Raw genomic sequence first — 495 nt, forward strand, 5'->3', positions numbered from 1 at the left:
TGTAGAAATGCAGGGAATCACTCCACCGAATCGGGCCCTACGCAAGGAGGACTTTATTACGAAGGAAGAAGAGAAAAGGCTGAAAAACATTTTTTCTTCTTCTGAAGGATTATCAGAAGAACAACTTTCCGTTCGACCGCTTCTCATAGCTCGAAATGTATCCATCCTATCACTTCTTTCGGATTATGGGCTCACACTACAAGAACTCGTATCGTTACAGATGCAACAGGTGCACTTTGGAAAGAACATGATTACTGTTCTACATAACAAAGGGACAGAGAGAAGGATCATGTTAAAGGAAGAGGATAAAATACGTTTATTTACGTACTATAAAACGATACCTGAACCAGTTCGTCCGAGATATCACAGTACAGATCCGTTATTGGTTGCATTTGATTTTAAACGAGGAACATTTCGTTGGGTGTATGACAATGATGCTCCGAAAGCACTAACAGCCATTGCTGTACAAAAAATGATTCGATTAGAAGTAGCCAG

1 pseudogene is annotated in these 495 nt (G+C 40.2%); it reads left to right on the plus strand.

The features are described 5' to 3' along the window. Window positions 1-495: pseudogene (locus ACQRBL_RS32555) on the plus strand (integrase); the annotation flags it as partial.

The sequence above is a fragment of the Bacillus sp. AF62 genome (genome assembly GCF_050312695.1).
GTDB classification, from domain to species: domain Bacteria; phylum Bacillota; class Bacilli; order Bacillales; family Bacillaceae_G; genus Bacillus_A; species Bacillus_A cereus.